Here is a 16,162-nt window from a genome sequence, read left to right as displayed (position 1 = left end):
GCTCGCTCCCGGCGTACCTTATCGATTATCGATGCGTCCGACGGGGGATCAGCATGACCGAGCGCGTTCGCGACATCCGTGCCAGAAGCACCGAGCCGGACCAACGTCCCACCGCCCGCCGGACGATCTCCGTCCTCGCCTACCTCGCCAGGGTCGCGTCGATCCCCGCGCTCATCGCCGGCGTCGCCATCCCGATCAACCAGGGCACCCACACCGGCGCCACCGTCACGGTCCTGGTGGAAGGGGCCGCCGCCGCTCCGCGACTGCCGCACCTGCCGGCCGGCACCTGGCTGCGGGCGCACGAGCAGTACGGCGCCTTCACCCTGGAGCTGGGGTCGGTGCCGTGGTGGTGGATCCGGGTGCTCAGCGACAGCCGGGCGGGACTCACGTGGCTCTGCCTGGGGATCGGCGCGCTCTACCTGTGGGCGTTCCTGGACAGCGTCCAGAAGGACCACCCCTTCGACTCGCGTAACCCGCGGCGGTTCCGGATCCTCGCCCTGCTCGTTCTGGTCTGCGGAATCGGGGGCCCGTGGCTGGAGAGCGCCGCCTCCGCCGCGCTGCTCTCCTACGCGGACCTGAACCTGCCGCCCGGACTGGTCGTCAGCGCACCCGGAATCGGCATCGCGGTGAGCCCGCTGCTCGTGGCTGCCGGGTTGCTCGTGCTCGCCGAGGTGTTCCGGCGAGGCCGGCAGATGAGCCGGGACGTGGAGGGGCTGGTGTGAGGGCGGCCCGCGGCGGTGACGGACCCGGCGGCGGTCCCGGAGACGGCGACGGAGTCGGCGACGCGGGCGAGGGTCATCGGGTCGAGTGCCGGCTGGACGAACTCCTCGCCCGGCGTGGCATGACGGTCACCCAACTCGCCCGGCGGGTCGGCGTCACCGTCGTCAACCTGTCCGTACTGAAGAACAACCGGGCCAGGGCGGTGCGCTTCTCCACGCTCACCGCCCTGTGCGACGCGCTCGAGTGCCAGCCCGGCGACCTGTTCCGGGTCGTACCCGACAAGCCCGGTCAGCGCACCGGCGCGGCTCGGCCGTCTCGCTGAACGCCCTCCATCAGCCCGCGGATGTAGCCGAGCGCGAACAGCCGTCCGTACAACGAGTAGCCGGGGTTGACGTTGCTGTCCCCCTCCACCGTCGGCACGTGGTCGGGCCGCATCGGACCGTCGAACCCCACCTCGCGGTAGGTGCGCAGGCATTCGTACAGATCGGTCGGTCCGTCGTCGTGCCAGGTCTCCACGAAGCTCTCGACGGTGCCGCGGACGTCGCGGAAGTGGACGAAGAAGATCTTCCCCTGCTCACCGAACTTCCGGATCGCGGCCGGGATGTCGTCGGTCATCAGCCGGAAGTTGCCCTGGCACAGCGTGATGCCGTTCACCGGGCTCGGCACCAGGTCGAGCAGCCGCTGGAAGTTGTCCACGCTGCGCATGATCCGGCCCACCCCGCGCACCGGTGAGATCGGCGGGTCGTCGGGGTGCATGGCCAGCTTGACGCCGGCCTCCTCGGCAACCGGGACGACCCGGCGCAGGAAGTACTCGAGGTTCTCCCAGAGCTCGTCCTCGCTGATCGGCCCGGCCTCCACCGGCGGCGCCTGCTGCATCAGCGCGTGGTCGTACCCGCTCACCAGCGAGCCGCCGCGGGAGGGTACGGCGGTGTCGGTACGCAGCCAGTTGAAGTCGCTCATCCACTCGTAGCACCACACCGGGATGCCGAGCCGGCCCATGTTCGTCAGCAGCGTGCACACCGCGTCGATCTCGGCGTCGCGGCCGTCCAGCCCGCGCTTGGCCCGGTCCAGCGGCGGGCGGGCCTCGATGACGGCCAGCCGCAGGCCGGCGTTCTCGTACCTCTTCTTCATCGACAGCAGCGGGAGGTAGTCCCACGGCGCGTCGGTGCCGCGCCGGTCCGCGCCGATGGTCTGCGGCAGTCCGCCGACCGCCCACCCGACACCGGCCTGGACCACGAGCCGGGCCAGCGGTGCGGCCTCGGGCGCGGACGGAACCATTTCTGCGAGCTTCATGCCAACCCTTCCGGTCGTACGCCGGCGTCCTGGCAGATCGTGCGATTCGTGATGGGTGCTGGTCCCCGCGCGCCGGCGAGCTACCCGTCGTGGGACCAGCCGAGCACCCTCGCGGCCTTGCCACAGTCGTAGAAACCCTGCTGCCCGGACAGCTCCGTCCGGACCTCCGCGTCGGGGTAGAAGCGGCGCCGAAGCTCGCCGGAGTCCAGCGGGCTGGTGGTGGTCGGTGCGACCACGAAGAACGCCTCGTGTCCGGTGAAGTCGGCGGTCAGCCCGAGCAGGCAGGCCCGGGACGCCGCCTCCAGCCCCACCCAGCCCCACAGGTGCTTGGCCTCGAAGGCGAGCCGCTCCTCGTCGCGCGGCTCCAGCGCCGGCGGCTGCGGGGTGATGCCGTGGAAGCGGAGGCTGGCGACGGTGAGGCCGGGCTCTCGGCGTACGAACGCGTCCGCCTGCTGCTCGCCCAGCCACTTCGACAGGCTGTAGGCGTCCTCGGCGTACGTCGGGTGCGCCTCGTCGACCGGCAGGTAGTCGTAGCGGACGTGCCTGCTGTAGATGCCGCCGATCGCGTTGATGCTGGAGGCGCACACGACGCGGCGGATGCCGAGCTCGACCGCCGCGCGGAGCGCGTGGTAGTTGCCGAGAACGTTCGTGGCGTGGACGAGGTGGTCCGGCGTGCCGCCCGGTCCGGGGATCGCGGCGAGGTGCACCAGGGTGTCGGCCCCCGCGGCGGTCAGGCGTTCGAGCAGGTTGTCGTAGTGGGTGACGTCGACCTCCTGCACGGGCACCGCCAGCGTCCCGAACGGCGCCCGGACGTCCGGCTCGCCCGCCGGTTGCCCGGTGACGCGGTCCAGCGCGACGACCTCGTGGCCCTCCTTGAGCGCGGCGGCCACCACTCCCCTGCCCAGCCGGCCGTTCGCCCCGGTCACCGCAATGCGCACGCCACCACTCCTCGCGATCTCGCTGCCTGACCGACTCTCGTCGGTCGTCCTGGCGACATGATCGCGGGCCCAGGCGCCGCGGGGTACGCCGGGGCCCCACGCCGGTCGGCCGGGATCGGCACGTCGTGCGAGCAGGGACGCGGGCCGGCGGAGGAACCCGCGAGATTTTCCGCGGAGGAATCCGGCGACGCGCGAGACAGCCGGACTGCCGCTCCCTGCCGAGTTGCCTGGGTCTCTGGGTGCGACCCCTGGATTCTTCCGCGGAAGAATCGGCCGGCCTGGCGACCGCTTGGGCGCGGCCCGCGGGGCCGGCGGAAGCGTGAAATCCCACGGTGGTCAGAGCAACCCGAGGTCTTCACACTGCAGCCCCCGACAGACCGGCCCGACCGGAGCGTGAAGACTTCCGGTGGCTGGAGCCACCCGAGGTCTTCACACTTCCGTACGACGAGGGTGCGACTCCGTACGACGAACCGGCGACCGGGCCTGCGGCGCGCCCTCAGACCACGGCATTCTTCCGCGGAAGAATCCGTGGGGCTGCGCGACCGGGGCCTACTCGGACTCGGCGTCGCCGCGCAGGATGATCAGGAAGCCCTCGAGGTCGTCCGGCTTCACCAGGACGTCCCGCGCCTTCGAACCCTCGCTGGGCCCGACCACGCCGCGGCTTTCCAGGATGTCCATCAGCCGGCCGGCCTTGGCGAACCCGACCCGCAGCTTGCGCTGCAGCATCGACGTGGAGCCGAACTGCGTCGACACGATCAGCTCGGCGGCCTGCACCACGAGGTCCATGTCGTCGCCGATGTCGTCGTCGAGTTCCTTCTTGGCGCCCGGCGCGGCGGTGACGTCCTCGCGGTACGTCGGCTGCAGCTGGGTCTTGCAGTGCTCGACGACCTTGTGGATCTCGCTCTCGGTGACCCACGCGCCCTGGATCCTTATCGGCTTGCTGGCACCCATCGGCAGGAACAGCCCGTCACCCTGCCCGACCAGCTTCTCCGCGCCGGGCTGGTCGAGGATGACCCGGCTGTCGGCCATGCTGGACGTCGCGAAGGCGAGCCGGGACGGCACGTTGGCCTTGATCAGCCCGGTCACCACGTCGACCGACGGCCGCTGGGTGGCCAGCACCAGGTGGATCCCGGCGGCCCGGGCCAGCTGGGTGATGCGGACGACCGAGTCCTCGACGTCGCGCGGGGCGACCATCATCAGGTCGGCCAGCTCGTCGACGATGACGAGGAGATAGGGGTACGGCGCGAGGACGCGTTCGCTGCCCGGCGGCGGGGTGACCTTGCCGGTGCGGACGGCCTTGTTGAAGTCGTCCAGGTGCCGGAACCCGAAGGCCGCCAGGTCGTCGTACCGGCGGTCCATCTCCGACACCACCCACTGCAGGGCCTCGGCGGCCTTCTTCGGGTTGGTGATGATCGGGGTGATGAGGTGCGGGATGCCCTCGTAGACGCTGAGCTCCACCCGCTTCGGGTCGACCAGGATCGCGCGTACCTCGTCGGGGGTGGACCGCATCAGGATCGAGGTGATCATCGAGTTGATGAAGACCGACTTGCCGGATCCGGTGGCGCCCGCGACGAGCAGGTGCGGCATCTTCGCCAGGTTGGCGACGACGAAGCCGCCCTCGACGTCCTTGCCGAGCCCGGCCACCATCGGGTGGTGGTCGCCGCGCGCGACGTTGGACCGGAGCACGTCGCCGAGGCTGACGATCTCCTTGTCGGTGTTGGGGATCTCCACCCCGATCGCGGACTTGCCCGGGATGGGCGACAGGATCCGCACGTCGGTGCTGGCCACGGCATAGGCGATGTTCTTGCTGAGCGCGGTGACCTTCTCCACCTTGACGGCGGGGCCGAGCTCGACCTCGTACCTCGTCACCGTCGGCCCGCGCGTGTAGCCGGTCACCTGGGCGTCGATCTCGAACTGCTCCAGCACCTCGGTCAGGCGGTCGACGATGCCGTCGGAGGCCTTGGTGCGCGCCTTGTGGGCGGAACCCGGCGCGAGCGTTTCGTTGGCCGGCAGGGTGTACGTCACGTCGCCGGACAGGGCGAGCTGCTCCACCCGCTGCGGCAGCGGGCTGTGCGGCGGCGGCTCAGCGGGCTTGCCGTCGGCGTCGTCCTTCGCCGCCGCGGCACCGGCAGCCGCGGCGACCGCGGCCGCCGCGCCGGCTCCCGCAGTTGCGGCCCCGTCGGCACCGGCGGACTTGCCGTCGCCGGCGGACTTGCCCTTGCCGCCCTTGCCGCGCCTGCCGAGCTCGCGGCCCTCGAGCACCGGGCTGTCGTACGGCGACTCGCCGGCGAACTCGGAGTCCTCGCCGTCCTCGCCCTTGGCGGACGCACCGACCCGCCGGCGGGACCGCGACCTGCGCAGCGGCTGGGTCGGCGGGTCCCCCTTCGCGCCGGTCTCGCCGTCGGACTCGTCGGCGTCCTCGCCGGTGTCCTTACGGAGGATGTGGTGGTTCCAGAGGTCCCGGAACCGCTCGGGCAGCGCGTGCAACGGCGTGCCGCCCACCACGACCACGCCGAACAGCGTCAGCAGGATCAGCAGCGGAACGGCGACGTACACGGTGAGCAGGTCGGCCGGCACCGACGACATCACGAACCCGATGGCGCCGCCGGCGTCCTCCAGGCTCCTGATGCCGTTGGTGGGGCGGGGCAGGTCGTCCTTGATGTGGATCAGGCCGAGAACGCCGCCCAGGATCGCCGCCCACCCGATCGCCTGCCGCCCGCCGGGACCGTTGCGGTCGGGGTGGCGCAGCGTCCGCCAGGCCACCAGTGCGAGCAGGATCGGGATGAACCAGTCGAGGACGCCGACGGTGCCGGAGACCACACCGCGGACCGCCCGCCCGACGTCGTTGGGCATCCGCCACCAGACCGCGGCCGCGACCACGATCGCCAGCCCCACGAACGCCAGGCCGACGCCGTCGCGGCGAAGCTCGGGATCCAGCTCGCGCGCGCTCGACCCCATCCGCCGGACGATGCCGCCGAAGAGGTGGGCGATGCCGAGCCAGATGCCGGCGACCAGCCGGACGATCCCGCTCAGCAGGGAACCGAGGACGCTGCCGACCGACCCCGAACTCTTCCCCTTCGCGGGGCGTCTGGCCTGGGCCTTCTTCGCCGGAGCCTTCTTGGCCGGGGGCTTCTTCCCGGACCCGCCGGACCTGTTCGACCGCGCCGGCGCCGGGGACGCCGAACGCGTGCGGGTGCCGGTGCGGGTGTCCGAACGTGCCGGGCCCGCCGTGCGGGATTGTCCCCGGCGTACGGGGGAAGACGTCCGGGCCATGGTCAGCGAGCCTACGGGATCACGTCGGCTCCCTCACGTCTCACACGCCGCGACCGGCCCGCCGACCCGCCGCCCGACCCGCCCCGCGACCGGCCCAGCGCCACCGCACGGGCGTACAACCCGACCGCGGGAAGTACGAGCAGACCGGTGAGCGCCAGCGCGGCGCGGATGCCGAGGCGCTCGCCGACCATCCCGACCGGCGGGCCGCCGAGGATCTGCCCGGCCGCGTCCACCTGACCCGACATGGAGAACACCGTCGCCCTCGTGCGCTGCTCGGTGTTCGCCACCAGCCAGCTCGCGACCAGCGGGTGGCACACCGACCGCAGCAGGCCCACCAGCACGCTCGCCGCCGCGGCGAGCCAGAACTCACCGGCCGCCGCGAACACCAGCACCCCCGCGACCACGCCGAGCTGGGCGACCACGAGCATCGTCCCGAGGCGCCCGGGCCGCGCCGGGTCGAGCCGGCGCCGGACGACCTCGGTGACGGCGACCGAGCCGAGCATGCCGACCACACTGAACACGCCGAACCACACCACCGGCGTACCGAACGACGGGAACCGCAGGCTCTGCAGGAAGTGCGCCTGCTGCAGCCGGTCCCAGCCCTCACTGCCGAGGCCGAGGAACAGCCCGGCCGCCAGCAGGCACACCAGGACCGGGCGGCCGCGCACCACCCGGGCGCCGGCCACGAACTGCCCGCGCATCGCCGCGAACGACCCCCGCTCGGCGGGGGCCGCCGGCTCGAAGGAGCGTTCGGGCATCACGAACACCAGCACCACACCCAGCAGCAGCCACACCGCGGCGCCGGCGACGATCGGGAGGTTCAGGCCGGCGCCGGCGAGCAGGACGCCGGCGCCGATGCCCGCGACGGTGGCCACCTGACCGACCTGGGCACCCCGGGTGAACACGCCCGGCGCCCGTTCCTCACCGACCTCGCCGCTCACCCATGCCTCCTCGGCGCCGTCGACGCAGGTGGAGCCGATGCCCCACACGACGTTGCCGACGACGATGGCGAGGAAGGCGGGGACGAGCCCCTCGAGGAGGGTGCCCGCCCCGATCAGCAGGTAGCCGGCGATCACCGAGAGGCGGCGGCTGTAGAGGTCGGCGATCACCCCGGTCGGCACCTGCGCGAGGAAGCAGGTGACCTCCAGCACGGTGCCCACGAGGACGAGTTCGAGCGGACCGAGGCCGACGGTCTGAATCTGGTAGACGAGGTTGAGGGTGAACGCGCAGGCACCGGCGAAGGAGCCGAGCCCGCGGATCAGGAGGTAGACGGGGTACGCGCGCATACGTGGAACTCCGGACGCGAGGAGGGGAAGGGCGAACAGCCCTCCGGCGTCGAGTGGGTCGACGGGGCGCGGGCGCGCGCGAACGCGGATGGCGTACGCGGAGCGCGGGAACGCGGTCGGGCGCCGGCCGGCGAGTCGGCTCGCCGCCGGTCAGGACGGAGCCGGTAGGTCAGCGAACGGGCGCCGACGTACCCCTCGCCACGGCACCGGAGGTCGGAGACGGGGTGCTGGCTCGCATCTGCGGGTCCTCTCGTTCGGCCGGGCTTCCGCGGGTGTCCACGGGGTTCATGGGATCTCCGCGCGGACGGAACCGCCCGGGCAGGCCGAGGATAGCGGCCGGACCGGCGGGCCGCATCCGGATTGCCGCCCCCGGCGGACCCCGGCGGACCCCGGCGGACCAGCCCTTCGAGGGCATACCCAAGCACCCCACCCCGGGAGATTTCCTCCTCCCGCAGGATCACGGGCCGGTGCCCGGACGTTCATCCTGTGCGGGGGCCAGGCAGACGTCCCGGGGGCACGTCCCGGCGATGCCGGGCACACGAGGGAGGACGACAGATGACGAAGCCAGGAGTGGTCGGTACGACGGGCACGGAGTCCACCAGGTTCACCACGGCGGGGGCCAACGGTGTGCCGGCTCTGGACACCGACTACTTCCAGGATCCGGAGGCGGTGCATGCGGCGCTGCGCGAGGAGGGGCCGGCCCGCAAGGTCGTGCTCCCCCACGGCTGGGAGACCTGGATCGTGACGAGGTACGACGAGGCCAGGGCCGCGCTCGCCGATCCGCGGCTGCTGAAGAACGGCCGGGTGCTCGACCAGTACATGGACCCCGAGCAGCTCGGGGACGAGATGGTGTTCGCCGAGGCGCTGCGGGCGCACATGCTGAGCTCGGACCCGCCCGACCACACCCGGCTGCGCAAGCTGGTCAACAAGGCGTTCACCTCCCGCCGGGTCGAGGCGCTCCGGCCCCGGATCGAGGCGATCACCGAGGAGCTGCTGGACGCCATGGCCGCGCGCGGGGCGGACGGCGAGCCGGTCGACCTGATCGACGCGTTCGCGTTCCCCCTGCCGATGACGGTGATCTGCGAGCTGCTCGGCGTCCCCTTCGAGGACCGCGAGGACTTCCGCGCCTGGTCCGCGGTGGTGCTGGCCGACGACCCGACCGACGACGAGGTTCGCACCGCGTCGTACGCCATGGCCGGCTACCTCAGCCAGCTGATCGCGGCCAAGCGCGCCCAGCCCGGTGAGGACCTGCTGACCGGCCTGGTGCAGGCCCGCGACGACAACGACCGGCTGGACGAGAACGAGCTGATCGCGATGGCGTTCCTGCTCCTCGTCGCCGGGCACGAGACGACCGTCAACCTGATCGGCAACGGCGTCCTCGCCCTGCTGCGCAACCCCGGCCAGCTCGACCGGCTGCGCGCCGACCCGTCCCTGGTGGGCGGTGCGGTCGAGGAGTTCCTGCGCTACGACGGGCCGATCAACCTCGCCACCATGAGGTTCACCTCCGAGCCGGTGCGGTTCGGCGACGTGGAGATCCCGCGCGGGCAGTTCGTCCTGGTGTCACTGGCCTCGGCCAACCACGACGAGAGCCGGTTCCCCGGTGCCGGGCAGCTCGACGTCACCCGCCGCGGCGGCGGGCACCTGGCGTTCGGCCACGGGATCCACTACTGCGTGGGCGCGCCGCTGGCCCGGCTGGAGGCGGAGGTGGCGTTCCGCCGGATGCTCGACCGCTTCCCCGAGCTGTCCCTGGCGGTCGACTCCGACGAGGTGCGGTGGCGGCACAGCAGCCTGATCCATGGCGTGGAACGCCTTCCCGTACGCCTGTCCTGACGTCGGCGATCTTCGGTAGGGTCGGCGCGCGGCACCCCTGCCGTTCGCCGGCCGCACCGTCCAGCGGTGGGCACGGCTTCCTCTCGGTGCAACCCCAGGACGGAGATTCATGCGCGTCGCCGACATCGACGTCTGGGTTGTCAACGTCCCCTTGACAACCACGTTCGCCAGCAGCTTCGAGGCCAAGGCCGGCACCACCCGCACGGTGATCCGCGTCCGCGACGACGACGGGCGCGAGGGCTGGGGCGAGACCATGCACGGCCGGCCCACAGCGGCGCTGGTCGAACGCATCCGGGACCAGTTCGTCGGTGTCGACCCGCGGGCGAGCGCGACCATCCGGCGTACGTGCGCGATGGTGCCGTTCTTCTACGGCTACCTCGGCTACTGCGCGCTGGCCGGGCTGGAGATGGCGTTCCTCGACCTTGCCGGCAAGGCGTCGGGGGTGCCGCTGCATCTGCAGCTCGGCGGCGCGGTCCGCGACACGATTCCCCTCACCGGCCTGCTCACCCGGGGCGCGGCCGGCGACGTGCCCCGCGCCGACCAGCCGGCCGTGCTGGCCGACAAGGCCGCCGAGATCGTGGCGGAGCACGGGTTCACCGCGGTGAAGTTCAAGGGCTCCACCGACGCGCGGTTCGACGTGTCGGTGATGGAGGCGCTGCGCGCGAAACTGCCCGGCACCGCGCTGCGGGTGGACCCCAACGCCGTCTGGTCGGTGCCGGAGTCGGTGTGGGCCGGCCGCCGGCTGGACGCCCTGGACCTTGAGTACCTCGAGGACCCGTGCGCCGGCCTGGAGGGGATGGCGCAGGTGCGCGCGCAGATCGCCACTCCCCTGTGCACCAACATGTGTGTCGTACGCGAGGAGGACCTCGCCCCCGCGGTGCGGATGGGTGCGGTCGACATCATCCACGCCGACGTGCACAAATGGGGCGGCGTCGGTCCGACGATGAACCTCGCCGCCACCTGCCGGGCGTTCGGTCTCGGCCTGAACTTCCACAGCGGCGGCGAACTGGGTATCAGCACCGCATGCCATCTCCAGGTCGCCGCGGCACTCGACCGGCTCGACCATGCCGTGGACGCGATGTACTACCTCGCCGACGGCGACGTGCTGACCGAGCGCATCGAACTGTCCCACGGAAGCCTGCCGGTACCCCAGGGTGCCGGCCTCGGCGTCGACGTCGACCTCGACCGGGTCCTCCACTACGCCCGCCGCAACGAGAAGGAGGGCGACCACACTCCGTAAGGTCGCACACTCCACCGTCTTGTCGTACGTACTCGACCCACGATCCGCTTTCCCCCCACGATCCGGAGCCGACGCCGTGACCCCGCCGCCGACCGACCCGCTGACCACCCTGCTGGAACAGGCCCGCACCGACCGGGTGTTCTCCGGGGCGGCCTGGTCGGCCGGCACCGCCGACGGCCCCGTCCGCCGCGGCCACCTCGGCACCCTCGCCTGGGGCGGCGACCCGGTGACCGAGGACACCGGCTGGGACCTCGCCTCGCTCACCAAACCCGTCGCCGGACTGGTGGTGATGGCACTGGCCGAACGCGGGCTGCTCGCGCTCACCGACCCGGTGGCCATGCACCTGCCCGAGTACGCCGGCACCGACAAGGCCGACCTCACCGTCTGGCACCTGCTGACCCACACCTCCGGCATTCCGGGCGGGCAGCGCCTCTACCGCGACCACCCCGACCGGGACAGCCTTCTGGCCGCCGTGCGCGACCTCCCGCTGCGCGAGGGCCGGCCGGGCACCCGGGTGGAGTACAGCTCGCAGGGCTTCATCGTGCTCGGTCTGGTCGCCGAGGCCGCCGCCGGCCGGCCGCTGGATGAGTTGGTACGCGAGTACGTCGCGGAGCCGCTCGGCGCCGGCGGCCTCACCTACAACCCGCCGCGGGAACGCTGGAGCAGCACCGCGGCCACCGAGGAGTGCGCCTGGCGCGGCCGGCTGATCCAGGGCACCGTGCACGACGAGAACGCCGAGGTGCTCGGCGGGGTGTCCGCACACGCCGGGCTGTTCGCCACCCTCGCCGACGTCGAACGGCTCGGGCTGGCACTCGTCCGCGGCGGTCGCGGCGAGCGCGGCCGGCTGCTGGCGCCGCGTACGCTCGCGGTGATGACCAGGCCGGCCACCGACCACCTGAACCTCCGCAGATCCCTTGCCTGGCAGGGAAACGACCTGCTGTCGACACTTGCCGGCGACCTGATGAGCGGGTCGGCGTACGGGCACGCGGGTTTCACCGGCACCAGCCTGTGGGTCGATCCCGAGCTGGGTCTCTACGTCACCCTGCTCACCAACCGCGTCCACCCAGAACGCGACGCCACCACGATGCCCTGGCTGCGGCCGCGGTTCACCAACCTCGCGGTGACGGCCGTCCTCGCCGAACTCGCCGCGTGAGGCGTCAGCCGCGGCGGAACGCGAAATCGGCGGTACGGAACAGCGAGACCAGCTGCCAGGCGGACATCGCCCCGGTGGCAAGGGAGAGCACCACAGCCGGGGTGGAGCCGGCCAGCATCCACTCGATCAGCTCGGCGTTGGCGACGTTCATCACCGCCGAGCAGACGGTGGAGACCAGCACCGCGCCGCCGCACAGCCCGACCAGCAGGGCGAGGACGAGCCGGACCGGAACCGCCCGGCGCGCCGACACCACCAGCAGGCCGGCCAGGACGCAGCCGGCGCTCCCGCCGGCGATCCCGGCCCAGTCGGTGAGGTCGGACAGAACGCCCAGCCGCCACGGGTGAGTCCCGGCAGGGGTTACCGGCGCCTCGGCACTCGGCACCTCCGCGCGCCACGTGAGGCCCCAGGCGAGCACCGTCGCCGGCATGGACAGCGCGCACACGGCGGCGGTCCGCCGGCCCTGGACCGCCGCGAGTTCGGGCGCGTACGCCGCCGCGACGTCCGCCACCGGCCCGCACTCCCGGACCGCCCTGACCTGTGCCTCCCGCTCCGGGATGCCGGCGTCCACGTAGGCGTCGGCAGCGTCGCGGAGCCCGTCGGCGAGCTCGGCCGTGACGTCCCGCCGGGCACCTCGCGGACCGCGCAGCGCGCGGCCGAGATCGGTGACGTACGCGGTGATCGGTCCGCCGTCGCCGCGGCGGCCGTGGTCCGTCCTCATGGCGTACGGACGCCGGCGAACGCCGACCGCAGCGACCGGACCAGTGACCGCACCAGCAGGCACGCACAGCCGAGGGTGACCGAACCCACCAGCAGTCCGATCCAGGAGGTCGCGAACGCCTGGCTCGGCCCGTCGGCGTTCACGGCCATCATCGCCACCGAGCAGCCGAGGGTGACCGTGAACGCGAGCACGCCGACCACTGCCACCGCGCCGGTGAGCGAGGTGGCCGGCCGGCCACGCCGGGCGGCGAGCACCATGAGGAGGAGCAACACCACGGCGCTGCCGCCGGCCAGCAGGTCCGAACCGGTGACGACGCGGGACAACGCCGACACGACGGGGTTCGGTGGGGCGTTCCACGGACCGGAGATCATCCACGGCACGTCCCACAGCAGGTTGAGGCCGGGCATGAGGACGGCGACCAGCATCGCGGTGTGCCGGCCCTGGACGGCGGTGAGTTCGGGCCGGTACGCGGCCGCGGTGTCCTCGGCCGGCCCGCAGTCGGCGACCGCCCGCGCGCCGGCCTCCTCCGCCGCGACGCCGGCACGGACGTGGGCCCGCGCGGCGTCGTACAGACCGTCGGAAAGCTCGCACATCAGCTCCGACCGGGCCGCCGCCGGACCGGGCAGCAGGTGTCGTACCCGCCGGACGTAACCGTCGATCGGCGCGCTCATCCCGGCTCCCCCAGGACACCGCCGATCGCCGTGGTGAACCGGCTCCAGTCGGCCCGCTCCCGGGCCAGCTCCTGCCGCCCGGCGCGGGTGAGCTGGTAGGTGCGGCGCCGCCGGCCGCCGACGATGCCCCACTGGCCGGAGATGTACCGCGCGCGTTCGAGGCGGCGCAGCGCCGGATAGATGCTGCCGGTGGGCAGGTCGAGGACGCCGCCGCTGCGGGCCTGCAGGGCCTCGATGATCGCGTAGCCGTGCAGGGGCCCGTCGGCGAGGGTGGCGAGCAGCAGTGCGTCCAGGTGCCCGCGGACGATGTCGGCCTTCACGAGTATGCAGCCTACTCATTCACGGCACTGTCGGACACCTCAGCGGGGCGTCCCTCAGGGACGATCTCCGGCATTCCCCTGAGCCGATACCGGGGTGGATGCGGGCGGCGAAGACCAGGGAACAACCTGATTCATGTGTAGGCAGCCAACCTATAGTCTGTGCGGTGTCCGCATCCGAACCCGGGAGGTTCGTTGCCGTCCTCCGTCCTCACCGCCGGCCCGCGGCCCAGTCCGCCGGGCCTCCCCGCAGGCGGCCCACGGGTCACGCTGTGGCTGCTGCGGTTCGTCGCGTTCGTCCATGCCGGCCTGGTGGTCGGCCAGCCGGTGCTCGCCGGGATCTACCTCAGTGGCCGTTTCGACGCGCTCGCCACCCACTCCCTCAACGCCGGCCTGGTGATGCTCGCCTGCATGTGCCAGTTCGGCGCCGCGCTCGTCTACTTCCTGCCCGGCCGGGGACGCGGCTGGCCCCTCCTGGTGACCGCCCTGCTGTTCTTCGGCGAGGGAATCCAGACGGCCATGGGGTACGCCGGTCAACTCGCCGTGCACGTACCCCTCGGCGTCGCCGTCGTCACCGCGCAGGTGGTGTTCGTGGTCTGGCTCTTCCGGGCCGGTGCCCGCCGCCCCCGGCGCACCCTGCGCAGGCAGCCGAAGGCAGGTGAGCGGGCATGACCACAGCCACCGACTCCCGGCCGGCCCCGCCCGGCACCCGCCCGCGCGGATCCCTGCTGGCGTTACGGATCTGCGCGCTGCTCACGGCCATCATCGTGTTTGCCCAACCGGTACTGGCCGGAAGCTATCTCACCGGTGAGGTGGGCGCGCTCGGGATCCACGAGGCCAACGCGCACGCGGTCACCGCGCTGGCGTTCGTGCAGTTCGCGGCGGCAGTGGTCTACGCGTGGCGCGGCCGCGGCCGCTGGTGGCCCGCGACACTGACCGCGGCGCTGCTGGTGGCGGCGGAGACGCAGACGGTCCTCGGCTACGCCCAGAACCTGCTCGTGCACGTCCCCCTCGGTGTGGGCCTGGTCCTCACCCAGATCCTCTTCACCTGTTGGCTGCTGGGCCCGCGAGCACGCCGGGCCCGCGTGCGTAGGGAGAACCGTCGATGAGTACGCCGCTGTCAAGGCGAGGTTTCCTCGGGCTGGTCGGCGCGGCCGGTGCGGCCGGTGTCGCCGGGTCGTTCGGCCTGACCGGCTGCGGGCGGGACACCACCGGGCAGACCGCCCAGCTGCTGCCGAGCCGGCTGCCGACCCCCCGGCCCTACGCCGTGCCGCTGCCGGTGCCCGCTGTCAAGAAGCCCTTGCGCAGCGACGCCACCACCGACTACTACGAGATCGTGCAGCGGGTCGCGGACGCGGAGATCCTGCCGGGCCTGACGACACCGATCCTCGGGTACGACGGCACGTTCCCCGGGCCCACGCTGGTGAGCCGCAGCGGCCGGAGGACCGTCGTACGACATCGCAACACCCTTCCGGTGCCGACGGTGGTGCACCTGCACGGCGGGCACACCCCGCCCGAGCACGACGGCTACCCGATCGACCTGCTGCTGCCGGTCGGCGGCTGGAACCCGGGTGCGGCGCACCGCTCCGGCCACGGTGGGCAGGACATGAGTCCGATGGCCTCCATGCCCGGCGACGTCCGCAAGGGCGTACGCGACTACGCCTATCCGTTCCACCAGCGCGCGGCGACGTTGTGGTACCACGACCACCGGATGGACTTCACCGGCGCGCAGGTCTACCGCGGCCTTGCCGGGTTCCACCTGGTGCACGACGACGAGGAGCAGGCACTGCCGCTGCCGAGCGGCGAGCGCGACGTGCCGCTGATGATCTGCGACCGCTCGTTCGAGGAGAACGGCGCCTTCCGTTATCCCGCGCTCGACCGGGAGCTGCGCTCCACGCCCGGTGTCACCTCCGCCTACATGGAAGGCGTCGTGGGCGACGTCATCCTGGTCAACGGCGCGCCGTGGCCGGTGCTGGAGGTGGCCGCCGCACGCTACCGCTTCCGGATCCTGAACGCCTCCAACGCCCGCCGCTACCGGCTCGCGCTGGACCCGGGGCCCGGCGAGGGCGCGCCGTTCGTGCAGATCGGCGGGGACGGCGGCCTGCTCGAACACCCCGTGGACCAGGACGCCATCGTCGCCGCGCCGGCCGAGCGCTTCGACGTGGTGGTGGACTTCTCGGCGTACAGGCCCGGAACGCTGGTGACGATGGTCAACCAGCTGGGCAGCGGGCCGACCGCGCGGGTGATGCGGTTCCGGGTGACCCACCGGGTCAGGGACGACAGCGCGATCCCTTCCAGGCTGAGCAGGATCGAGAAGCACGACCCCGCCAGGGCGGTGCGGACGCGGGAGTGGCGGTTCGCCAAGGGCGACGTGCACGGCGAGAGGGGCTGGACCATCAACGGCCGGCCGTTCGACCCGCGCCGGATGGACGCCCGGCCCCGGCTCGGCGACATCGAGATCTGGCGGTTCCAGGCCGACCTGCACCACCCGGTGCACGTGCACCTCGACCCGTTCCAGGTGGTCCGGCGCGGCAACCGCGGCCCCGGGCAGTACGACGCCGGCTGGAAGGACACCGTCGACCTGCGGCCCACGGAGTACGTCGACGTCGCGGTGCGCTTCACCGACTACCGCGGGCCGTACCTCCTGCACTGCCACAACCTCGAGCACGAGGACATGGCGATGATGGCCGCGTTCGCCACCACCTGACCCGGTTCGCCGTTTC

The 16,162-nt window shown here is 72.4% G+C and carries 15 protein-coding genes; 8 read left to right on the top strand and 7 right to left on the bottom strand.

Annotation, left to right across the window (positions count from 1 at the left end; translation table 11 throughout):
• Nucleotides 1-53: 53 nt before the first annotated feature.
• Together FHR37_RS06040 and FHR37_RS06035 are read left to right on the top strand one after the other, a co-directional pair.
• Entirely contained in the window at nucleotides 54-722 is a 669-nt protein-coding gene (locus FHR37_RS06040) for a DUF2975 domain-containing protein (protein WP_092883089.1), read from the top strand.
• On the top strand, nucleotides 719-1,042 hold the full coding sequence (locus FHR37_RS06035; protein WP_378079725.1) for a helix-turn-helix domain-containing protein: 324 nt from the start codon (nucleotides 719-721) through the stop codon (nucleotides 1,040-1,042). Before FHR37_RS06040 ends, FHR37_RS06035 begins: the two co-directional genes overlap by 4 nt.
• On the opposite strand, the gene FHR37_RS06030 is transcribed toward FHR37_RS06035, so the two are convergent.
• The 4 genes from FHR37_RS06030 to FHR37_RS06015 all read right to left on the bottom strand — a co-directional run bounded on the left by FHR37_RS06030 (nucleotide 1,009) and on the right by FHR37_RS06015 (nucleotide 7,510).
• Nucleotides 1,009-2,013 (bottom strand): mannonate dehydratase, encoded by a 1,005-nt coding sequence (locus FHR37_RS06030; protein WP_092883090.1) that lies wholly within the window; start codon nucleotides 2,011-2,013, stop codon nucleotides 1,009-1,011. The genes FHR37_RS06035 and FHR37_RS06030 overlap by 34 nt on opposite strands.
• An 80-nt stretch (nucleotides 2,014-2,093) precedes the next feature.
• Entirely contained in the window at nucleotides 2,094-2,951 is an 858-nt protein-coding gene (locus FHR37_RS06025) for an NAD-dependent epimerase/dehydratase family protein (protein WP_175542469.1), read from the bottom strand.
• A 549-nt stretch (nucleotides 2,952-3,500) separates the two neighbouring features.
• Complete coding sequence (locus tag FHR37_RS06020; RefSeq protein WP_175542470.1) at nucleotides 3,501-6,224, bottom strand: FtsK/SpoIIIE family DNA translocase; 2,724 nt, start codon at nucleotides 6,222-6,224, stop codon at nucleotides 3,501-3,503.
• Nucleotides 6,225-6,235: 11 nt separating this feature from the next.
• The gene (locus FHR37_RS06015) at nucleotides 6,236-7,510 is read right to left on the bottom strand and encodes an MFS transporter (RefSeq protein ID WP_092883092.1); all 1,275 of its coding nucleotides are present in this window, start codon (nucleotides 7,508-7,510) and stop codon (nucleotides 6,236-6,238) included.
• Between the two features lie 555 nt (nucleotides 7,511-8,065).
• Between FHR37_RS06015 and FHR37_RS06010 the strand changes: the two genes are divergently transcribed.
• The 3 genes from FHR37_RS06010 to FHR37_RS06000 all read left to right on the top strand — a co-directional run bounded on the left by FHR37_RS06010 (nucleotide 8,066) and on the right by FHR37_RS06000 (nucleotide 11,733).
• Nucleotides 8,066-9,340 carry a cytochrome P450 family protein gene (locus FHR37_RS06010; protein ID WP_092883093.1) on the top strand — a complete coding sequence of 425 codons (1,275 nt, stop codon included), beginning with the start codon at nucleotides 8,066-8,068 and terminating at the stop codon, nucleotides 9,338-9,340.
• Between the two features lie 109 nt (nucleotides 9,341-9,449).
• Nucleotides 9,450-10,580, top strand: coding sequence for a mandelate racemase/muconate lactonizing enzyme family protein (locus FHR37_RS06005; RefSeq protein ID WP_092883094.1), 1,131 nt, complete (start codon nucleotides 9,450-9,452; stop codon nucleotides 10,578-10,580).
• A 76-nt stretch (nucleotides 10,581-10,656) separates the two neighbouring features.
• Nucleotides 10,657-11,733, top strand: coding sequence for a serine hydrolase domain-containing protein (locus tag FHR37_RS06000; RefSeq protein WP_237768729.1), 1,077 nt, complete (start codon nucleotides 10,657-10,659; stop codon nucleotides 11,731-11,733).
• 4 nt (nucleotides 11,734-11,737) lie between these two features.
• Here FHR37_RS06000 and FHR37_RS05995 read toward each other — a convergent pair whose 3' ends face one another.
• From FHR37_RS05995 to FHR37_RS05985, 3 genes are read right to left on the bottom strand one after another with little or no spacing between them, the layout of a single operon-like run.
• Nucleotides 11,738-12,451 carry a permease prefix domain 1-containing protein gene (locus FHR37_RS05995; RefSeq protein ID WP_175542471.1) on the bottom strand — a complete coding sequence of 238 codons (714 nt, stop codon included), beginning with the start codon at nucleotides 12,449-12,451 and terminating at the stop codon, nucleotides 11,738-11,740.
• Entirely contained in the window at nucleotides 12,448-13,122 is a 675-nt protein-coding gene (locus FHR37_RS05990; protein WP_092883095.1) for a hypothetical protein, read from the bottom strand. Before FHR37_RS05990 ends, FHR37_RS05995 begins: the two co-directional genes overlap by 4 nt.
• Nucleotides 13,119-13,442 carry a helix-turn-helix transcriptional regulator gene (locus FHR37_RS05985; RefSeq protein WP_092883096.1) on the bottom strand — a complete coding sequence of 108 codons (324 nt, stop codon included), beginning with the start codon at nucleotides 13,440-13,442 and terminating at the stop codon, nucleotides 13,119-13,121. The genes FHR37_RS05990 and FHR37_RS05985 overlap by 4 nt, the downstream gene beginning before the upstream one ends.
• A gap of 192 nt (nucleotides 13,443-13,634) precedes the next feature.
• On the opposite strand from FHR37_RS05985, the gene FHR37_RS05980 reads away from it, so the two are divergent.
• From FHR37_RS05980 to FHR37_RS05970, 3 genes are read left to right on the top strand one after another with little or no spacing between them, the layout of a single operon-like run.
• Nucleotides 13,635-14,111 carry a hypothetical protein gene (locus FHR37_RS05980; RefSeq protein ID WP_092883097.1) on the top strand — a complete coding sequence of 159 codons (477 nt, stop codon included), beginning with the start codon at nucleotides 13,635-13,637 and terminating at the stop codon, nucleotides 14,109-14,111.
• The gene (locus tag FHR37_RS05975; protein ID WP_092883098.1) at nucleotides 14,108-14,548 is read left to right on the top strand and encodes a hypothetical protein; all 441 of its coding nucleotides are present in this window, start codon (nucleotides 14,108-14,110) and stop codon (nucleotides 14,546-14,548) included. The genes FHR37_RS05980 and FHR37_RS05975 overlap by 4 nt, the downstream gene beginning before the upstream one ends.
• Nucleotides 14,545-16,146, top strand: a complete 1,602-nt coding sequence (locus tag FHR37_RS05970; RefSeq protein WP_092883099.1) for a multicopper oxidase family protein — start codon at nucleotides 14,545-14,547, stop codon at nucleotides 16,144-16,146. The genes FHR37_RS05975 and FHR37_RS05970 overlap by 4 nt, the downstream gene beginning before the upstream one ends.
• Nucleotides 16,147-16,162: the final 16 nt, after the last annotated feature.

The organism is Actinopolymorpha cephalotaxi, assembly GCF_013408535.1.
Classification (GTDB): domain Bacteria; phylum Actinomycetota; class Actinomycetes; order Propionibacteriales; family Actinopolymorphaceae; genus Actinopolymorpha; species Actinopolymorpha cephalotaxi.
This window is presented reverse-complemented; position numbering and strand designations above follow the sequence as displayed.